The sequence below is a fragment of the Frankia sp. KB5 genome (assembly GCF_002099325.1).
Lineage (GTDB): Bacteria > Actinomycetota > Actinomycetes > Frankiales > Frankiaceae > Frankia > Frankia casuarinae.
In genome coordinates, this window is sequence record NZ_MRUJ01000205.1 from 1 (window position 1) to 14,777 (window position 14,777).

The 14,777-nt window shown below is 69.6% G+C and carries 12 protein-coding genes; 11 read left to right on the top strand and 1 reads right to left on the bottom strand.

Annotated features, from left to right (window positions below; genetic code table 11):
- Together KBI5_RS18560 and clpX are read left to right on the top strand one after the other, a co-directional pair.
- The coding region (locus KBI5_RS18560) for an ATP-dependent Clp protease proteolytic subunit (protein WP_035958189.1) at positions 1-558 on the top strand (558 nt) is incomplete at its 5' end.
- A gap of 362 nt (positions 559-920) precedes the next feature.
- Complete coding sequence (gene clpX / locus KBI5_RS18565; RefSeq protein WP_085015971.1) at positions 921-2,207, top strand: ATP-dependent Clp protease ATP-binding subunit ClpX; 1,287 nt, start codon at positions 921-923, stop codon at positions 2,205-2,207.
- A gap of 66 nt (positions 2,208-2,273) precedes the next feature.
- Here clpX and KBI5_RS18570 read toward each other — a convergent pair whose 3' ends face one another.
- Positions 2,274-3,593 (bottom strand): Mur ligase family protein, encoded by a 1,320-nt coding sequence (locus KBI5_RS18570; RefSeq protein ID WP_023840540.1) that lies wholly within the window; start codon positions 3,591-3,593, stop codon positions 2,274-2,276.
- Positions 3,594-3,770: 177 nt separating this feature from the next.
- On the opposite strand from KBI5_RS18570, the gene KBI5_RS18575 reads away from it, so the two are divergent.
- From KBI5_RS18575 to KBI5_RS18615, 9 genes are all read left to right on the top strand, one after another.
- The gene (locus tag KBI5_RS18575; protein ID WP_085015972.1) at positions 3,771-5,201 is read left to right on the top strand and encodes a dihydrofolate synthase; all 1,431 of its coding nucleotides are present in this window, start codon (positions 3,771-3,773) and stop codon (positions 5,199-5,201) included.
- Positions 5,202-5,372: 171 nt separating this feature from the next.
- Complete coding sequence (gene ndk / locus KBI5_RS18580; protein WP_011435654.1) at positions 5,373-5,786, top strand: nucleoside-diphosphate kinase; 414 nt, start codon at positions 5,373-5,375, stop codon at positions 5,784-5,786.
- Positions 5,787-6,212: 426 nt separating this feature from the next.
- Positions 6,213-7,244 carry a rod shape-determining protein gene (locus KBI5_RS18585; RefSeq protein ID WP_011435655.1) on the top strand — a complete coding sequence of 344 codons (1,032 nt, stop codon included), beginning with the start codon at positions 6,213-6,215 and terminating at the stop codon, positions 7,242-7,244.
- Between the two features lie 138 nt (positions 7,245-7,382).
- Positions 7,383-8,402: a rod shape-determining protein MreC gene (mreC, locus tag KBI5_RS18590; RefSeq protein ID WP_085015973.1), complete on the top strand. Its 1,020-nt coding sequence runs from the start codon at positions 7,383-7,385 to the stop codon at positions 8,400-8,402.
- 5 nt (positions 8,403-8,407) lie between these two features.
- Entirely contained in the window at positions 8,408-8,950 is a 543-nt protein-coding gene (gene mreD, locus KBI5_RS18595) for a rod shape-determining protein MreD (protein ID WP_011435657.1), read from the top strand.
- Positions 8,947-11,136 carry a penicillin-binding protein 2 gene (mrdA, locus tag KBI5_RS18600; RefSeq protein ID WP_011435658.1) on the top strand — a complete coding sequence of 730 codons (2,190 nt, stop codon included), beginning with the start codon at positions 8,947-8,949 and terminating at the stop codon, positions 11,134-11,136. The genes mreD and mrdA overlap by 4 nt, the downstream gene beginning before the upstream one ends.
- Positions 11,137-11,252: 116 nt before the next feature.
- Complete coding sequence (rodA, locus tag KBI5_RS18605; RefSeq protein WP_085015974.1) at positions 11,253-12,488, top strand: rod shape-determining protein RodA; 1,236 nt, start codon at positions 11,253-11,255, stop codon at positions 12,486-12,488.
- A gap of 126 nt (positions 12,489-12,614) precedes the next feature.
- A complete protein-coding gene (locus KBI5_RS18610) occupies positions 12,615-14,654 on the top strand; it encodes a TIGR03960 family B12-binding radical SAM protein (protein WP_011435660.1) in 2,040 nt (679 codons plus the stop codon).
- Positions 14,638-14,777 (top strand): DUF2344 domain-containing protein (locus KBI5_RS18615; RefSeq protein WP_116289955.1); only part of this gene is annotated, 140 nt, incomplete at its 3' end. The genes KBI5_RS18610 and KBI5_RS18615, both read left to right, overlap by 17 nt.

Sequence of the window (14,777 nt, forward strand, 5' to 3'; positions counted from 1 at the left end):
ATGGATCCGTATTCGAAGCTGCTCAAGGAGCGGATCGTCTTTCTCGGTGTGCAGATCGATGATGTGTCGGCGAACGACGTGATGGCGCAGCTGCTGTTCCTGGAGTCCGAGGATCCCGACCGGGACATCTCGATCTACATCAACTCGCCGGGTGGGTCGTTCACGTCGTTGACGGCGATCTACGACACGATGCAGTTCGTGCGGCCGGACATCTCGACGATCTGCATGGGTCAGGCGGCGTCGGCGGCGGCGGTGCTGCTGGCGGCGGGCACGCCGGGGAAGCGGTTCGCGCTGGAGAACAGCCGGATCCTCATCCACCAGCCGTCGGCGCAGGGCGAGGGCCAGTCGAGCGACATCGAGATCCAGGCGCGGGAGATCCTGCGGATGCGGTCTCTGCTGGAGCGGATGCTCGCCGTCCACACCGGCAAGAAGGAAGAGGACATCCGCAAGGACATCGAGCGTGACAAGATCTTCAGTGCCGACGAGGCCAAGGAGTACGGCCTGATCGACGAGGTCATCAAGACCCGGAAGTCCTCCCGGCTCGCCACCGCTCGCTGAGGTGCCGGGCCGGCGGTCCGAGCCCGCGGTCGGAGCCTCGCGAGGCGTGACGTCTCGTGAGGCCGGCCCGCGGTCGTCGGCCGTCGGCCGCTACCACACCCGACGCGCCGATGCGGTGAAACCCGGTCAGCGGTTCTCGTCCGTGACGCGATGGCCTAATGGGACTGCGTGGACGGGCGAGGGCGGCCAAGGTGACCGTAGGCTGACCGGTATGAGCCGAGCGATTGGGCTCTCACCGGACGGCTCGGCGGGGTACCGTCCCCACGGGGATGGTTGCAGGCAGACACGCGACGACTGGGCGGTGTCAACCGCCCCTGACATGCAGGCGACACCATCGTCTGGACGAAGGGACTGAGTCCTCGGTGGCACGCATCGGTGATGGCGGTGACCTGYTCAAGTGCTCGTTCTGCGGTAAGTCGCAGAAGCAGGTGAAGAAGCTCATCGCCGGCCCTGGCGTCTATATCTGCGACGAGTGCATCGATCTCTGCAACGAGATCATCGAGGAGGAGCTGTCCGAATCCTCCGAGCTCAAATGGGACGAACTGCCCAAGCCGCGCGAGATCTACGAGTTCCTCGACAGTTACGTGGTGGGGCAGGAGACGGCGAAGAAGACCCTCTCCGTCGCGGTCTACAACCACTACAAGCGGGTCCAGGCGGGCGGATCCAGCGGTGACGGGAGCAAGGGCGAGGTCGAGCTCGCGAAGAGCAACATCCTGCTGCTCGGGCCGACGGGCTGCGGCAAGACGCTGCTCGCCCAGACTCTCGCGCGAATGCTCAACGTCCCGTTTGCCATCGCCGACGCCACCGCGCTGACCGAGGCGGGCTACGTCGGGGAAGACGTCGAGAACATTCTGCTCAAACTCATTCAGGCCGCCGACTATGACGTCAAAAAGGCCGAGACCGGGATTATCTACATCGACGAGGTCGACAAGATCGCCCGGAAGTCGGAGAACCCGAGCATCACGCGGGACGTGTCCGGTGAGGGCGTGCAACAGGCCCTGTTGAAGATCCTCGAAGGCACCACGGCCAGCGTGCCGCCACAGGGCGGGCGCAAGCACCCGCATCAGGAGTTCATCCAGATCGACACGACGAACGTGCTGTTCATCGTGGGCGGGGCGTTCGCCGGGCTCGACCGGATCATCGAGTCGAGGATCGGCAAGAAGTCGCTGGGGTTCCGCGCCGTACTGCACGGCAAGGACGACCCGGACGGATCCGATGTCTTCGGCGACATCATGCCCGAGGACCTGCTGAAGTACGGCATGATTCCGGAGTTCATCGGCCGGCTCCCGGTGATCACCAGCGTGTCCAACCTGGATCGTGAGGCGCTGATCCGCATCCTCACCGAGCCGAAGAACGCCCTCGTCCGCCAGTACAAGCGGCTGTTCGAGCTGGACAGCGTCGACCTCGACTTCACCTCGGACGCGCTCGAGGCCATCGCGGACCAGGCGATCCTGCGTGGGACCGGTGCTCGTGGGCTGCGGGCAATCATGGAAGAGGTCCTGCTCTCGGTGATGTACGACATCCCGAGCCGCAAGGATGTGGCCCGGGTCGTCGTCACCCGCGAGGTCGTGCTGGAGCACGTCAATCCGACGCTGGTCCCGCGCGACGTCGTGTCCAAGCGGGCTCCCCGCCAGGAGAAGTCGGCCTGACGGCGCCTACCCGGCGCCCACTCGGCGTGTCCCGTGCGACTCGGCGCGGCCCGCGCGTCGGGTCACTCAGTGCATTCCGTGCGTCGGGTCCAGCGCGGTCAGGGTCCGGCGGGCCTCAGCCAGATGGTAGAAGGACCCGGTCACCAGGATCGCCCCACCCGGCCCCGCCGCGTCCCGCAGGGCGTGGCGGACGGCGCAGCCGACGTCGGATGCGGCGTGGGCCGGCATCGCCCGCGCCCGCGCCGCGCAGACCAGGTGCTCGGCGCGGATGGCCCGCGGTGACGCCGGTTCGCAGGCGATCAGCGAGCTGATCGGTTGGTGGCGCAGTTCCGCGAGAGTCCCCTCGTAGTCGTGACCGCGCAGCGCCCCGTAGACGACGGTCCACTCTCGCCCGGGGAACTCCTCACGCAGGGACCGGGCGAGCGCCGCGCCCGCTGCCGGGTTGTGCGCCCCGTCAAGCACGCACAGCGGCTGTGCGCGCACGATTTCCAGGCGTCCCGGCGCCCGGACGCCCCCGAGACCGGTCCGGACCACGACGTCGGGGAGGGAATGACCGACGAAGGTCTCCACGGCGGCCAGGGCGCACGCCGCGTTGGCATCCTGATAGGAACCGTGCAGGGACAGTCGCACGTCGTCGTAGCGCGCCTGCGGGGTGCGGAAACCGCCCCGTCGACCCGCCGCGTCCGGGTGGCCGGCGACCGCGGCGAAGTCCCGACCCAGCCGCAGGACGTCCGTGGCCGGGGTCCGGGCGAAGATGTCGTCGAAGCGGGGGTCCACCTCGCCGAGCACCAGGTGACTGCCGGGCTTGACGATCCCGGCCTTCTCGCGGGCCACGCCCGCCATACTCCCGGCGTAGTCCAGATGATCAGCGCCGATGCTGGTGACGACCGCGACCCGCCCGTCGGCGATGTTCGTGGCGTCCCAGCGACCGAGCAGGCCCACTTCGACCACGGCGACGTCGACGGCCAGGTCGGCGAACCATCGGAAGGCGGTGGCCGTCAGCAGCTCGAAGAAGGTGGGCCGTCCACTCATCGGGGCTGCCGCGTCCAGGACGGTGCCCACGCAGCGTCCGAACTCCTCGTCGCCGATCGGTCGGCCGTCGACGACCAGACGCTCGTTCACCCGCTCCAGATGCGGACTGGTGTACAGCCCCACCCGCAGCCCCGCCGCGCCCAGCAGCGCCGAGATGATCCGCGCCGTCGAGGTCTTGCCGTTCGTGCCGGTCAGGTGGATCAGCGGAACCGCCCGGTGCGGATCCCCGAGCCGGCCCGCCAGCTCCCGCATCCGGTCAAGGCTCGGCACCGGCCGACCCGCCGGCATCGTCTGCTTTTCGAGATCCACCGTGTTGTTCAGGGCGGCCCACGCCGACTCGTACGTCCACTTCACAGGCTGGTTCCACTTCACCGGCTGGTTTCGCCCTCCTTCGACCTGGGGTCGACAGTAGTCCGCGGACAGGTGCGCCGGACGCGTCCTTTGCGGGGGAGCGCGGGTACCGGCGTGGGCGCCTGCGTAGGCGGGAGTGAACCCGGTGGACCCGTCCCATCGGGCCGTACCATCGGGGATGTGACAGGCGCTGCCGGGACCGCCGGAACCACCCATGCTCCTGATCACGAGCGGGAGGGTCCACGCGCGTTCGCGGYCGAGTACTCCCAACGCCGCGACATCCGCGCCCGGCCGGGCTTCGACCGGCTGCGCCGTCTGCTGGATCTGCTCGGCCAGCCGCAGCGGGCCCTTCCGAGCATCGTGGTGACCGGTTCGGTGGGGAAGAGCTCCACGGTGTCCGCGATCACCGCACTGCTGCACTCGTTCGGCATCCGCGCGGGATCGTTGAGTTCGCCGGGCTGGCTCGGGGCCGAGCAGCGGGTGGGGTTGGCCGACGCCACGATCGATTCCGACGTCCTCGGCCGCGCCTACGCCGATATCGCGCCGTACCTGCCGCTGATCGAGGATGACGGCCGGCTGAGCGCCTTCGAGCTGCTTGCCGCCGTGGCCTTCGCCGCCTTCGCCGACGCCCCCGCCGACCTCGCCGTGATCGAGTCCGGCTGGGACGACGCCGGCGAGCTGAGCGCACTGCTCGACGCGCCGGTGTCGGTCGTCACCCCCGTGGCGGTGGGCGAGTGGGAGCCGGCGGCGGGCCTGGACCGGATCACCACGCGGACGGCGGGAGTCATCCGCGCCGACACCCTGGTCGTGCTGGCCCAGCAGGTCCTGCCCGCCGCGCAGGCGCTGCTGCGGCGCGCCGCCGAGACCGGGGCGATGGTCGCCCGGGAGGGGCTGGAGTTCGGTGTACTCGGCCGGCAGGTGGCCGTCGGGGGGCAGATGATCACGCTGAAGGGGCTGGGCGGCACCTACGAGGAGATCTTCCTGCCGCTGCACGGCGCGCATCAGGCCCATAACGCGGCGGTCGCGCTGGCCGCGGTCGAGGCGTTCCTCGGCGGCGGGCGCAACCAACTCGACGTCGATGCGGTCCGCGCCGGTTTTGCCGAGGTGGACTCCCGGGGCCGGCTGGAGGTCGTCCGCCGGTCCCCGACGATCATTCTTGACGTGGCCGGCTCGCCTGTGGCGGCGGGCGCGCTGGCCGCGGCGCTCGACGAGGCGTTCACCTTCGACGTCCTTGTCGGGGTCATCGCCATCGAGCGCGAGGTCGAGAGTGCCGCCGCTCGGGACGGTGGTGGCGAGCGGGACGGTGCCGCCGAGCGGGACGGTGCCGCTGAGCGGGAGGCAGCGGAGCTCCTGGCCGTCCTGGAGCCGGTCCTGAACACGGTGGTGGTCACCGCCGGTGCTGGGCCCGGATGGCTGCCGGTCGACGGTCTCGCCGCGGTCGCCGTGGGTGTCTTCGGCTCCGACCGGGTGGAGGTCGTACCCCGGTTGGACGACGCGCTCGACGCCGGGGTGCGCCTCGCCGAGGAGGACGCCGATCTGGGTGGCGCCGGCGTGGTGGTCACCGGTTCGGCCTCCGTCGTGGGTCGGGCCCGGGCGTTGCTGCGTCCGTGACGTCCTCCTGGGTTTTCCGACATGTTCCCGACGCGTTCCTGATGCGGTTGCGGGGCGTTCCCGGGACGCCGCGGTCCCGTCACGGTGCGGACGTGGGCACCCTGTAAGTTGGCGAGGGATCCTTGGGTCCCTCGTCGAGGACGACGAAGTCGATGATCGAGAAGGAGTACCGTGTCCGTCGAGCGCACCCTCATCCTGGTCAAGCCCGATGGCGTCAGCCGTGGCCTCGTCGGTGAGGTCGTCGGCCGGCTCGAGCGCAAGGGGCTCACTCTGGTGGCGCTCGAACTGCGCACGTTGGAGCGGTCCGTCGCCGAGACGCACTACGGAGAGCATGCCAGCAAGCCGTTCTTCGGTGAACTGGTCGACTTCATCACCTCCGGGCCGCTGGTGGCCCTCGTGGCCGAGGGGCCGCGTGCGGTGGAGGCGTCGCGTGGGCTGATCGGCGCAACCGATCCGGTCAAGGCCGCGCCCGGCTCGCTGCGTGGGGACTACGCRCTGGAGATCGGCCAGAACCTCGTGCACGGCTCGGACTCGCCGGAGTCTGCCAAGCGGGAGATCGACCTCTTCTTCCCGGGCCTGAGCTGACCGCGTAGCCGTTCACACCGACCGGGGCGTTCCCGAGACGCATCGAGACGCCTCCGGTCGGATTTCGGGTGGCCTGGCCGGGCCGGGACCGTGGGCGTGTCGCCCTCGTGACTCATGGGTGTGCGCAGGGCGGTTCCGGCCCAAGGGTGACACGAAACCGGCCCATCACCGACCGGGGCGGCGAGGGGCCCGGTGTCGGTCTACCCTTCAAGTACTTGCCCGGAGCGTGTCCGGTGGGTCGCGGTAACCGACAGGGTCGTGGTCGGTGGCCGTGGTCGAATTCCCGGTGGGCGCCCGGGTCGTCTTGTCCGATCTACGAACTCTGTACGTGTTCCACGCGCTTCTCCGGCTCCTCGGTAGGCCGTGCCTGTCGGTCGCGCCGGAGGCGGCCAGGACCGCATCCCCCGGGAAGGTCGGTACCCGACGATGTCCAGTTCGCTGTCGTTCCTCGGTCGTGACATGGCCGTCGACCTCGGTACCGCCAACACGCTGGTGTACGTGCGTGGCCGCGGGATCGTCCTCAACGAACCGAGCGTGGTCGCGATCAATACCACCACCTCGGGCATCCTCGCCGTCGGAACCGACGCCAAGCGGATGATCGGCCGGACGCCCGGCAACGTGGTGGCCGTGCGGCCGCTGAAGGACGGCGTCATCGCCGACTTCGAGACGACCGAGCGGATGCTGCGCTACTTCATCCAGAAGGTGCACCGGCGGCGCCATTTCGCCAAGCCCAGGCTGGTCGTATGCGTGCCCTCCGGCATCACGGGCGTGGAACAGCGGGCCGTGAAGGACGCCGGCTATCAGGCCGGCGCCCGCAAGGTCTACATCATTGAGGAGCCGATGGCCGCGGCGATCGGCGCTGGTCTGCCGGTGCACGAGCCGACCGGCAACATGGTCGTGGACATCGGCGGGGGTACCACCGAGGTCGCCGTGATCTCACTGGGCGGCATCGTCACCAGCCAGTCGATCCGTACCGCCGGGGACGAACTCGACGTCGCGATCATCTCCTACGTCAAGAAGGAGTACTCGCTGATGCTCGGCGAACGCACCGCCGAGGAGATCAAGATGGCGATCGGGTCGGCGCACAAGGTTCCCGACGAGCCCAGCGCCGAGATCCGTGGGCGTGACCTGATCACCGGACTGCCGAAGACGATCGTGGTGACCGCGGAGGAGATCCGCAAGGCGATCGAGGATCCGGTCAACGCGGTCATCGACGCGGTGAAGGTGACCCTCGACCGCTGCCCGCCGGAGCTCTCCGGCGACATCATGGACCGCGGCATCGTCCTCACCGGCGGCGGGGCGCTGCTGCGCGGTCTCGACGAGCGGCTGCGGCAGGAGACCGGCATGCCGATCCACATCGCGGAGAATCCACTGCATTCGGTTGCAATGGGGTCGGGCAAGTGTGTGGAGGAGTTCGAGGCCCTACAGCAGGTACTGATCTCCGAGCCGCGGCGCTAGGCGCTTGCGCAGGGCCTTTGCCGATCCCTTCCCATTGGACCGATCCCTTCCCATTGGATATAGCCGGAGCGGTGCCTGGTGCCGCGTGGCCGTCGCCACGCGGCACCGGATCGCGTAAGAGTGTGTTCGGAGGGTGTTGTGGGCCGTGGCACGAGGCGATCTCGCCTGGTGATCGTCGCCCTGCTCATCATCGCCTTCACTCTGATCACCTTGGACTACCGGACCGGGAGATCGGCCACCGGAGCACGTGGGGTTCTGCACTCGATCTTCGGGGGGGTCGAGAACGGCGTCACGACGGTCACCCGCCCGATTGGCCGGACCGCCTCCTCCCTGACGCATCCGAACCGCTATCACGACCGGGCGGATCGACTCGCGGAGGAGAACGCCCGCCTGCGCCGCCAGATCGCCGACGACACCGAGATCGGCCGGATGTCGACCGAACTCGCCGACCTCCGGTTGTTGGCGGACAAGGGCCAGTACACCATCGTGCCGGCGAAGGTGATTGCGGTCGGTGACGTGACGGGGACGGACTGGACCGTCACCATCAACGCCGGCAGGGCCGACGGCATCGTGGTCGACAAGACCGTGCTCAATGCCGACGGGCTGGTCGGCACGGTGTCCGGCGTGACCGAGCACACCGCAATCGTCCGGCTGGCCTGCGACCCGGGTAGTCACATCGGAGCACGGCTCGAACGCACCCAGCTGCTCGGTGCCGTGGCCGGTGGGCAGGGACCGGGCACGTTGACCTTCACGCTGTACGACGCCTCATATCGGGTGCAGAAAGGTGATCGGCTGGTCACCTTCGGCAGTCTCGACTACGTCGCCGGCGTCCCGATCGGTATGGTCACCAAGGTCACTGACGTCGATGGTCTGTCGCGGACCGCCGAGGTCAAACCGTACGCGTCGGTCGGCACCCTGGACCTGGTCGGGGTGGTGGTCGGCAAGCCACCGGCCGACCCCGGCGACCGGGTGCTGACGCCCAGGCCGGTGCCGACCGAGCCGGCCGCGTCCGTTCCGCCGGCCGCGTCCGTTCCGCCGGCCGCGTCCGTTCCGCCGGCCGCGTCCGTTCCGCCGGCCCCGCTGTCACCCACCGCTGGGTCGCCGGTGGGGGGATCATTGGCCGGGGCGGCATCCGGCGTCGGGGGCGGAGCGGGTTGAGCGTGATGTGGGGCATCGCCGGCCCTGAGGAGACCCTGCGCGGGCGCGCCGTCGTGGCCGCGGTCGTGCTCCTGACCGTCGCCCTGATCCTCCAGGTCTCCGTGATCGCCCGGCTGGGTCTGCCCGGTGGCCGGCTTGACCTCATGCTCGTTCTGTTGGCAGCGATCGCGCTGATCGAGGGGCCATTGCTCGGCGCGGTCGCCGGCTTCGTGGCGGGATTGCTGGCCGATCTGTCCTCCAGTCATGTCCTCGGTCAGACTGCTCTCGTTTTGTGTCTGATCGGTTACGCTGTCGGACTGGCGATGGATGCGGCGGAGCGGTCGGTGGTGGTTCCCCTGGCGGCGATCGGTGGGGCGAGTGTGCTGGGCACTCTCGGATACGCCGCCACCACCTCGATCCTCGGTGAGGCGGCGTTGACGGGAGGTCAGGCTGTGCTGCGGGCGTTGGTAGCCGGCGTCTACGCCCTCCTGCTCACCCCGTTCCTGTTCCCGTTGCTGCTCGCGGGCTCCCGGCGGCTGGCCGGCGGTCGACGGCGGGAGCCGCGGTGAACGACCGGATGCGGGTCCGCGTCCTGCTGCTGCGCGTGCTGGTCGTCTCCCTGCTCATCACACTCGGCGCGCGGCTGTGGGTGCTCCAGATCCTGGACGGTGACCGTTACCGCCGGGTTGCCGAGACCAACCGGGTCCGCGAGGTGGTGACGCCCGCGACCCGGGGGATGATCCTTGACGACAAGGGGCAGGCCCTCGTCCGAAACCGTACGTCGCTGGTCATCTCGGTGAACCGGTCGACCACGGATCGGCAGGCCGACCAGGGCAGGGCCGTCCTCGCCCGCCTCGCCGCGGTGATCGGCACCCCCGCGGACGAGCTCGCCCGGCGAATCCGGTTCTGTAGCGCCCAGGTGAAGCCGCCCTGCTGGAACGGATCGCCCTACCAGCCGGTACCGGTCGCCAAGGACGTCAGTCCGCGGCAGGCCCTCGCCGTCATCGAACATCCCGACCGCTTCCCCGGTGTCTCCGCCGACCTGCAGGCCGTCCGCGAGTACCCGCATGGCGCGCTGGCCGCGCACGAGCTGGGCTATCTCGCGCCGGTCAGTCAGGACCAGCTCGACAAGCAGGGGGATGAGAAGGGCTACCACCTCAACAGCCTGATCGGCGTCGCCGGTCTGGAGAGCACCTATGACGACGAGCTGCGCGGCACCGACGGGGTGGAACGCCTGGAGGTGGACCGGTTCGGCCGGGTGGCCGGTACCGCGTCGACCATCGCGCCGCTCAGCGGTGACCACCTGGTGCTCAACCTCGACCTCGACGTGCAGCAGGCGGTCGAGCAGGCGCTGACGGAAACGATCAAGAAGCTCGGGGGCGGCCCGCGCACCGCCTCCGCGGTTGTGCTGGACGTGCGCACCGGCGGGGTGATCGCGATGGCGAGCCTGCCGTCCTACGACCCGTCGGTCTTTAGCGGTGGGGTCTCGGAGAGCGATTACCGGGCGCTGTCCGATCCCGCGAACGGCATCCCGCTGCTCTCGCGGGCCTACCAGGGGTCGGGGCCGGCCGGCTCCACCTTCAAGGCCATCTCCACCGCCGTCGCGATGCAGAACCTGGGCGCCAAGGGGAACGACCGCTACGACTGCGCGCCCAGCCTGCAGATCGGTGACCAGGTCTTCCACAATTTCGACGGCGAGTCGGCCGGTCCGATCACCCTGCACCAGGCGCTGGTCATTTCCTGTGACGTCATCTTCGACAAGTTCGCCTACGACGCCTGGCTCGCGGACGGCGGGCTGCGTAACGGCCGTGGGCCCTACTCCCCCCCGAAAGAATACTTCGTCAAGATGGCCCAGGCGATGGGCTTCGGCCGGACCACCGGGCTGGATCTGCCCGGCGAGACGCGGGGCTCCGTCGTCGACCGCGCCGGCGCCAAGGCGATCTGGGCGGAGCTCAAGGACTCCTACTGCCGGCGGGCCAAGAACGGCTACCCGGAGGAACCCGACCCGGCCAAGGCCGAGCGGTACCGCAAGTACGCCGCCGAGGCGTGCGTTGACGGCTACCTGTACAACGCCGGTGCCGCCACCCAGTTCGCGATCGGCCAAGGCCAGTACCTGTCGCTGAGCCCGCTGCAGCTCGCCGTCGCCTACGCGGCCATCGCCAACGGCGGCACCCTGTACAAGCCCACCCTCGCCAAGGCCACCGTGTCTCCGGACGGCAAGGTCGTCAGGACCTTCGCGCCGCGCCGGGCCGGGACGCTGCCGGTCTCACCGGAGAACCTCGCCTACATCCGGGACAGCCTGCGCGGGGTGACGACGGAGGGCGGGGGCACCGCCACCGGCGTCTTCGCGGACTGGCCGAGCGACGTCGTCCCGATCGCGGCGAAGACCGGAACCGCCGAGGTTGAGGGTAAAGGGGACACCTCCTGGTTTGCCTCCTTCGCGCCGGCGAACGACCCCCAGTTCGCCGTCGTGGTCACCATCCCGGACTCCGGGACCGGCGCGGAGTTCGCGGCTCCGGTGGCCAAACAGATCTACCAGGCAATCTACGGTGTCGGCCGGCCGGCGGCGATGCCGGGTGGGAAACCGCCGGCCGGGCTGCCGAAGCTCAACCGGGACGGGACGATCGCGGCGGCGTCACCGCAGCCCGCCCCCGCGACGCTGGCCTCGCCGGCCGGATCGGCGCCGGGCCCGGCCGCCCCCCTGCCCGGCACCAGCGGCGCGGGCGTGACGGCGACGGGCCGGGCGCCGCCCTGACGGCCACCTCGTGCCGTGAGGACGGCGCCTCGGGATGGGGGCGGGGTCTCGGGGGATGGGGTGGGAGCCCAGGACGTGAATGTCGTGTCGGCGTGACGGTGGTGGCGGGAGGCGCAGTGGTAGACGAAGCGGGACCCACCGCACTTCGATCGTCTCCGGTGCCCATCCGGGGGCGGATCGGGCACCTGCGGGAGAGGGCTTCCGGGCCCCACTCGCCGCTGCGCCGGCTCGACTGGCCGCTGCAGCTCTGCGTCATCGCGTTGTCCGTTCTCGGTGCTCTGCTGGTCTGGTCGGCGACCCGCCAGCGGCTCAGCGAGGCGGGCAGTGATCCCAACACCTTCCTCGATCGGCACCTGCTGAACCTGGCCATCGGGCTGGTGCTCGGCGCGGTTGCGACCGTCATCGACTACCGGGCGGTGCGGGCCTACGCGCCCTTCGTCTATCTCGGCTCGCTCGTCGGGCTCGTCGCGGTACTCCTGTTCGGTTCGACGATCAACGGCGCACACTCGTGGATTGTGCTGCCTGCCGGCTTCCAGCTGCAGCCGTCCGAGTTCGCCAAGATGGCGCTCGTGGTCGGCGCGGCGATGATCCTCGGTGAGAAACACGAGGACCGGCACACGGGAGTCCGGCGCGGCGCCCCTGGCCACGGTGACGTGCTGCTCGTGCTCGGGCTCGCCGTGGTCCCGATCGGCTTGATCATGTTGCAGCCGGACTTCGGTACCGTCATGGTTCTGGTCTTCACCACCCTCGGCATGCTGGCGGTCAGCGGCGCGCCGCGCCGATGGGTGCTGGGGCTGATCCTCTGCGGTGTGCTGTTCGGCGGCGCGATCCTCCAGTTCCATCTTCTGAAGCCGTACCAGGAGGCCCGGCTGACCTCGTTCGTCTCCGAGAACAAGGCATCGTCCGGCACGGGCTACAACGTCGACCAGGCGATGATCGCGATCGCCAACGGCGGAATCTCCGGACGGGGCCTGCTGCACGGCCAGCAGACCCAGGGCCAGTTCGTCCCGGAACAGCAGACGGACTTCGTGTTCAGTGTCGCGGGGGAGGAGTTGGGATATCTCGGGGGTGGCGGAATCATCGTGTTGCTCGGCGTGGTTCTGTGGCGGGCCCTGTCGATCGGCTTCGGCTCGCAGGACTCCTTCGGCGCGCTCGTCGCCACCGGGGTCGTCTCCTGGWTCACCTTCCAGGCGTTCGTCAACATCGGCATGTGCCTGGGCATCATGCCGGTCACCGGCCTGCCGTTGCCTTTTCTCTCCTACGGCGGTTCGTCGATGTTCGCAAACATGATTGCTGTCGGACTCCTGCAKAACGTGMGGCTGCGATCCCGATCGGACCCGTATGCCTCCTGAGCTCGCTCGGCGGCGCTTCCCGGGTCGGCGGCGCTTCCCGGGTCGGCGGCGCTTCCCGGGTCGGCCGCGCTTCCCGGGTCGGCCGAGCGTCGAGGTGGACCTGGCGCGTGCCGTAGGCTCGCATGCATGTCCGGACAGTCGCTGTTCGCTCGCCTGGAGCCGCTGCTCCCGCGGGTGCGAAGGCCCGTGCAGTACGTCGGAGGCGAAGGCAACTCCACGGTCAAACCCTGGGACTCCGCGGCCGTCCGCTGGTGCCTGATGTATCCGGACGCCTACGAGATCGGCCTGCCCAACCAGGGACTACAGATTCTGTACGAGATCCTCAACGAGCAGCCGGATGTGCTCGCCGAGCGCACCTACTCGGTGTGGCCGGACCTGGAAGCGTTGCTGCGCGAGCACGGGCTGCCGCAGTTCACGGTGGACGCCCACCGCGCGGTGGGCGATTTCGACCTGTTGGGCGTCAGCTTCGCCACCGAACTCGGGTATACCAACCTGCTGACGGCACTCGATCTTGCCGGGATCTCGTTGCACGCGGCCGAGCGCACCGACGCCGATCCGCTGGTCGTCGCGGGGGGGCATGCCGCCTTCAATCCCGAGCCGATCGCCACGTTCGTCGACGCCGTCGTGCTCGGCGACGGCGAGCAGGCCGTGCTGGGCATCACCGACGTGGTTCGCGCCTGGAAGGCGGCCGGGAGTCCCGGTGGCCGGGGCGAGCTGTTGCACCGGCTGGCCTGCCGGCGCCTGGTGTACGTGCCGGCGTTCTACGACGTCTCCTACCGGCCCGACGGCCGTATCCGGTCGGTCACCCGCAACCGGGACGACGTGCCGGCCCGGCCGAGCAAGCACACGCTGTCCGATCTCGACTCCTGGCCGTATCCGAAGGCTCCGCTGGTCCCGCTCGCCGAGACGGTGCACGAGCGGATGAGCGTGGAGATCTTCCGCGGCTGCACCCGGGGCTGCCGGTTCTGCCAGGCCGGGATGATCACCCGTCCGGTGCGTGAGCGCAACATCGCCACCATCGGTGCGATGGTCGACGCGGGGCTGCGCGCGACGGGCTTCTCCGAGGTCGGCCTGCTGTCGTTGTCGAGCGCGGACCACACCGAGATCGGCGAGATCGCCACCGGTCTCGCCGACCGGTACGAGGGCGCCAACGTCTCGTTGAGTCTGCCGTCCACTCGGGTGGACGCCTTCAACGTCACGCTCGCGAACGAATTCTCCCGTAACGGCCGGCGTAGCGGGCTGACCTTCGCCCCCGAGGGCGGCTCCGAGCGGCTGCGTCGGGTCATCAACAAGATGGTCAGTGCCGAGGACCTGGTCCGCACCGTTAGCACCGCTTACGCTCACGGCTGGCGGCAGGTGAAGCTCTATTTCATGTGCGGCCTGCCGACCGAGACCGACGAAGACGTGCTGGAGATCGCCGACCTCGCCAGGGAGGTCATCCGGGCCGGTCGGCGGGTCAGCGGGCAGCGCGACATCCGCTGCACCGTGTCGATCGGCGGGTTCGTGCCCAAGCCGCACACCCCGTTTCAGTGGGTGGGGCAGGCGCCGCACGAGGTGACCGACGCCCGGCTGAAGTTGCTCCGTGATGCCGTGCGCGCCGATCGTGAGGTGGGTCGGGCGATCGGTTTCCGTTACCACGACGGTCGGCCTGGCATCATCGAGGGCCTGCTGGCCCGCGGTGACCGCCGGGTGGCTGCGGTGATCGAACGGGTCTGGCGAGACGGCGGCCGCTTCGACGGCTGGAACGAGTACTTCTCGTTCGAACGCTGGGAGTCCGCGTGCGCGGCGGAGCTCGAACCGCTGGGGGTGTCGCTGGACTGGTTCACCACCCGCGAGCGTGACGAACGCGAGGTGCTGGCCTGGGATCACCTCGACGCGGGCCTCGACCGGGACTGGCTGTGGGCTGATTGGCAGGATGCGCTGAGCGGGAATGAGCTCGATGACTGTCGCTGGACACCCTGCTACGACTGCGGGGTCTGTCCAACGATGGGCACCGACACCCAGATCGGCCCGACCGGACGTCGGCTGCTCCCCGTGCTTGCGGTGTCGAACCTCCAGGGCCCCGGGTCCGGGCAGGCCGAGCGACCGCAGCCGGCCATTCAACCCGATCCCGCGACCACGCCGCGGCTCGCCCCGGCTCCGGTGGGCAGTGGCGCGGCGACCTGAGGGGCCGCCGCCTACGCCGGTGGTCGAACGGGTGCGACTTCGTTTCGCGAAGCGGGGCCGGCTGAGATTCCTCTCACATCGGGACGTGGCGCGAACGTTCGAGCGCGCATTGCGCCGCGCCGG